At 55.5% G+C, this 5,316-nt stretch carries 2 rRNA genes; both read left to right on the top strand.

Features of this window, described 5'->3' with window-relative positions:
- The first annotated feature begins 187 nt into the window (after positions 1-187).
- Positions 188-1,709, top strand: a 16S ribosomal RNA gene (locus DEJ31_RS16760).
- 451 nt (positions 1,710-2,160) lie between these two features.
- Positions 2,161-5,289, top strand: a 23S ribosomal RNA gene (locus tag DEJ31_RS16755).
- The 16S and 23S rRNA genes sit together here, the layout of an rRNA operon.
- Positions 5,290-5,316 lie beyond the last annotated feature (27 nt).

Raw genomic sequence — 5,316 nt, 5'->3', positions numbered from 1 at the left:
GTGGGGAGTGCGTCTGGTCCTTGAGAACTCAACAGCGTGCACATTGTCAATGCCAATTTTATTGACCTCGTGCTCGATCGGTTTCGGCTGGTCGGGTCATGAAGCAATTCCTTTTGGATTGAAGATTGTCAGTAGACAGTCAACAGTCAAGATCAACTCGCTGACACTTCGGTGTTGGTTGTAATTTTTTACGGAGAGTTTGATCCTGGCTCAGGACGAACGCTGGCGGCGTGCTTAACACATGCAAGTCGAACGATGATGCCCAGCTTGCTGGGCGGATTAGTGGCGAACGGGTGAGTAACACGTGAGTAACCTGCCCCTGACTCTGGGATAAGCGTTGGAAACGACGTCTAATACTGGATATGATCACTGGTCGCATGGCCTGGTGGTGGAAAGATTTTTTGGTTGGGGATGGACTCGCGGCCTATCAGCTTGTTGGTGAGGTAATGGCTCACCAAGGCGACGACGGGTAGCCGGCCTGAGAGGGTGACCGGCCACACTGGGACTGAGACACGGCCCAGACTCCTACGGGAGGCAGCAGTGGGGAATATTGCACAATGGGCGAAAGCCTGATGCAGCAACGCCGCGTGAGGGATGACGGCCTTCGGGTTGTAAACCTCTTTTAGTAGGGAAGAAGCGAAAGTGACGGTACCTGCAGAAAAAGCACCGGCTAACTACGTGCCAGCAGCCGCGGTAATACGTAGGGTGCAAGCGTTGTCCGGAATTATTGGGCGTAAAGAGCTCGTAGGCGGTTTGTCGCGTCTGCTGTGAAATCCCGAGGCTCAACCTCGGGCTTGCAGTGGGTACGGGCAGACTAGAGTGCGGTAGGGGAGATTGGAATTCCTGGTGTAGCGGTGGAATGCGCAGATATCAGGAGGAACACCGATGGCGAAGGCAGATCTCTGGGCCGTAACTGACGCTGAGGAGCGAAAGCATGGGGAGCGAACAGGATTAGATACCCTGGTAGTCCATGCCGTAAACGTTGGGCGCTAGATGTAGGGACCTTTCCACGGTTTCTGTGTCGTAGCTAACGCATTAAGCGCCCCGCCTGGGGAGTACGGCCGCAAGGCTAAAACTCAAAGGAATTGACGGGGGCCCGCACAAGCGGCGGAGCATGCGGATTAATTCGATGCAACGCGAAGAACCTTACCAAGGCTTGACATACACCGGAAACGGCCAGAGATGGTCGCCCCCTTGTGGTCGGTGTACAGGTGGTGCATGGTTGTCGTCAGCTCGTGTCGTGAGATGTTGGGTTAAGTCCCGCAACGAGCGCAACCCTCGTTCTATGTTGCCAGCGGGTTATGCCGGGGACTCATAGGAGACTGCCGGGGTCAACTCGGAGGAAGGTGGGGATGACGTCAAATCATCATGCCCCTTATGTCTTGGGCTTCACGCATGCTACAATGGCCGGTACAAAGGGCTGCGATACCGTAAGGTGGAGCGAATCCCAAAAAGCCGGTCTCAGTTCGGATTGAGGTCTGCAACTCGACCTCATGAAGTCGGAGTCGCTAGTAATCGCAGATCAGCAACGCTGCGGTGAATACGTTCCCGGGCCTTGTACACACCGCCCGTCAAGTCATGAAAGTCGGTAACACCCGAAGCCGGTGGCCTAACCCTTGTGGAAGGAGCCGTCGAAGGTGGGATCGGTGATTAGGACTAAGTCGTAACAAGGTAGCCGTACCGGAAGGTGCGGCTGGATCACCTCCTTTCTAAGGAGCATCTGGTCAGTGCTGTTCACCGTTTGGTGGGTGGTGGCTGGTCCAGGCGCCCGATTCGGACCGAACGTGTCCGACGGGTAGCTCATGGGTGGAACATTGACAGTGCAGTTGGGAGTGATGCTTCCGATCTTCAGTACACCGGGTTCGCCTGGTTGGAACGGGTCGGGGGTGGAGCGCTCAGCTGGTGCACGTTGTTGGGTCCTGAGGGACCAGGCTTCCTGCTGACACGAGAGTGTTGGGAGGGGTTGGGCCATTGGGTCCTTCGTTGGGCCGCATGATTTCAGACCGGTTTGGTTTGGGGGAGTGTGGTGCCGATCGTATGTTGAGAACTACACAGTGGACGCGAGCATCTTTAGATTCGCGTCATCCGAGACCGGTTGGTTGCCCTTGTGGTGATTGGTGTGGTGTCGGTGTGGCGTTGGATCGCAATTTTAATCTTTGTGGTCAAGTTTCTAAGAGCAAACGGTGGATGCCTTGGCATCTGGAGCCGAAGAAGGACGTAGAAATCTGCGATAAGCCTCGGGGAGCTGATAATCGAGCTGTGAGCCGAGGATTTCCGAATGGGGAAACCCCGCCAGGCGACTTGTCGACCTGGTGACTCCCGCCTGAATATATAGGGCGGGTAGAGGGAACGTGGGGAAGTGAAACATCTCAGTACCCACAGGAAGAGAAAACAACATGTGATTCCGTGAGTAGTGGCGAGCGAAAACGGATGAGGCTAAACCGATCATGTGTGATAGCCGGCGGGCGTTGCATGGTCGGGGTTGTGGGACACGTCACTCAGTTCTGCCGGACTGGGACGGTTACAGCGCATCATAGTCGAACCGGTTTGAAAGCCGGGCCGTAGTGGGTGCCAGCCCCGTAGACGAAATGGTGTTATGGCCGGATGTGTATCCCAAGTAGCACGGGGCCCGAGAAATCCCGTGTGAATCTGTCAGGACCACCTGATAAGCCTAAATACTCCCAGATGACCGATAGCGGACAAGTACCGTGAGGGAAAGGTGAAAAGTACCCCGGGAGGGGAGTGAAATAGTACCTGAAACCGTTTGCTTACAAACCGTCGGAGCCTCCTTTGTAGGGGTGACGGCGTGCCTTTTGAAGAATGAGCCTGCGAGTTAGCGATATGTGGCGAGGTTAACCCGTGTGGGGTAGCCGTAGCGAAAGCGAGTCTGAATAGGGCGATTCAGTCGCATGTCCTAGACCCGAAGCGAAGTGATCTATCCATGGCCAGGTTGAAGCGACGGTAAGACGTCGTGGAGGACCGAACCCACTTCAGTTGAAAATGGAGGGGATGAGCTGTGGATAGGGGTGAAAGGCCAATCAAACTTCGTGATAGCTGGTTCTCTCCGAAATGCATTTAGGTGCAGCGTTGCGTGTTTCTCGCCGGAGGTAGAGCTACTGGATGGCCGATGGGCCTCAACAGGTTACTGACGTCAGCCAAACTCCGAATGCCGGTGAGTGAGAGCGCAGCAGTGAGACGGTGGGGGATAAGCTTCATCGTCGAGAGGGAAACAACCCAGACTACCAACTAAGGCCCCTAAGCGTGTGCTAAGTGGGAAAGGATGTGGAGTTGCACAGACAACCAGGAGGTTGGCTTAGAAGCAGCCACCCTTGAAAGAGTGCGTAATAGCTCACTGGTCAAGTGATTCCGCGCCGACAATGTAACGGGGCTCAAGCACACCGCCGAAGTTGTAGATTTCGCACACTAGACAAGCCTTCGTGGTTCAGTCGTGCGGAGTGGTAGGAGAGCGTCGTGTGGCGAGTGAAGCGGCGGAGTGATCCAGCCGTGGACGCCACACGAGTGAGAATGCAGGCATGAGTAGCGAAAGACGGGTGAGAAACCCGTCCTCCGAAAGACCAAGGGTTCCAGGGCCAGGTTAATCCGCCCTGGGTAAGTCGGGACCTAAGGCGAGGCCGACAGGCGTAGTCGATGGACAACGGGTTGATATTCCCGTACCGGCGAACAACCGCCCAAGCTAATCCAGTGGTGCTAAGAGTCCTAACCCGGCACTTGTTGATCCCTTCGGGGTGAGACGGGCCGGTCTAACGCTCGACCCCATGCTGGTGCGGTTAGCGTATGAACAGGTGTGACGCAGGAAGGTAGCTGAGCCAGGCGATGGTATCCGTAAGGTGATCCTGGTGTAAGGATGTAGGGCTGACGATAGGCAAATCCGTCGTCTGTATGCCTGAGACCCGACGCGTACCCGTAAGGGGAATTCAGTGATCCTATGCTGCCGAGAAAAGCATCGACGCGAGGTTGCAGCCGCCCGTACCCGAAACCGACTCAGGTGGTCAGGTAGAGAATACCAAGGAGATCGAGATAATCGTGGTTAAGGAACTCGGCAAAATGCCCCCGTAACTTCGGGAGAAGGGGGGCCGGACGCGTGACCGGATTTACTCCGTGAGCGTTGAAGGCCGCAGAGACCAGTGGGAAGCGACTGTTTACTAAAAACACAGGTCCGTGCGAAGTCGCAAGACGATGTATACGGACTGACGCCTGCCCGGTGCTGGAAGGTTAAGAGGAAGGGTCAGCCTCACGGCGAAGCTCTGAATTTAAGCCCCAGTAAACGGCGGTGGTAACTATAACCATCCTAAGGTAGCGAAATTCCTTGTCGGGTAAGTTCCGACCTGCACGAATGGCGTAACGACTTCCCAGCTGTCTCAACCGCGAACTCGGCGAAATTGCACTACGAGTAAAGATGCTCGTTACGCGCAGCAGGACGGAAAGACCCCGTGACCTTTACTACAGTTTGGTATTGGTGTTCGGAGTGGCTTGTGTAGGATAGGTGGGAGACTGTGAAGCGGGCACGCTAGTGTTCGTGGAGTCATTGTTGAAATACCACTCTGGTCACTTTGGATGTCTAACGTAGGACCCTGATCGGGTTCATGGACAGTGCCTGATGGGTAGTTTAACTGGGGCGGTTGCCTCCCAAAGAGTAACGGAGGCGCCCAAAGGTTCCCTCAACCTGGTTGGCAATCAGGTGGCGAGTGTAAGTGCACAAGGGAGCTTGACTGTGAGACTGACAGGTCGAGCAGGGACGAAAGTCGGGACTAGTGATCCGGCAGTGGCTTGTGGAAGCGCTGTCGCTCAACGGATAAAAGGTACCTCGGGGATAACAGGCTGATCTTGCCCAAGAGTCCATATCGACGGCATGGTTTGGCACCTCGATGTCGGCTCGTCGCATCCTGGGGCTGGAGTAGGTCCCAAGGGTTGGGCTGTTCGCCCATTAAAGCGGTACGCGAGCTGGGTTTAGAACGTCGTGAGACAGTTCGGTCCCTATCCGCTGCGCGCGTTGGAAATTTGAGAAGATCTATCCCTAGTACGAGAGGACCGGGATGGACGAACCTCTGGTGTGTCAGTTGTTCTGCCAAGGGCACCGCTGATTAGCTACGTTCGGACCGGATAACCGCTGAAAGCATCTAAGCGGGAAGCCGTCTTCGAGATGAGATTTCCATGCACCTTGAGTGTGAGAGGCTCCCAGCAGACTACTGGGTTGATAGGCCGGATGTGGAAGCGGGGACTAACGACCCGTGGAGCTGACCGGTACTAATAAGCCGAAGACTTGACACACACTTTTTTCCTGACCCCTTCGGGGGT

It is taken from the genome of Curtobacterium sp. MCPF17_031 (assembly GCF_003234035.1).
Taxonomy (GTDB): Bacteria; Actinomycetota; Actinomycetes; order Actinomycetales; family Microbacteriaceae; genus Curtobacterium.
This window is presented reverse-complemented; position numbering and strand designations above follow the sequence as displayed.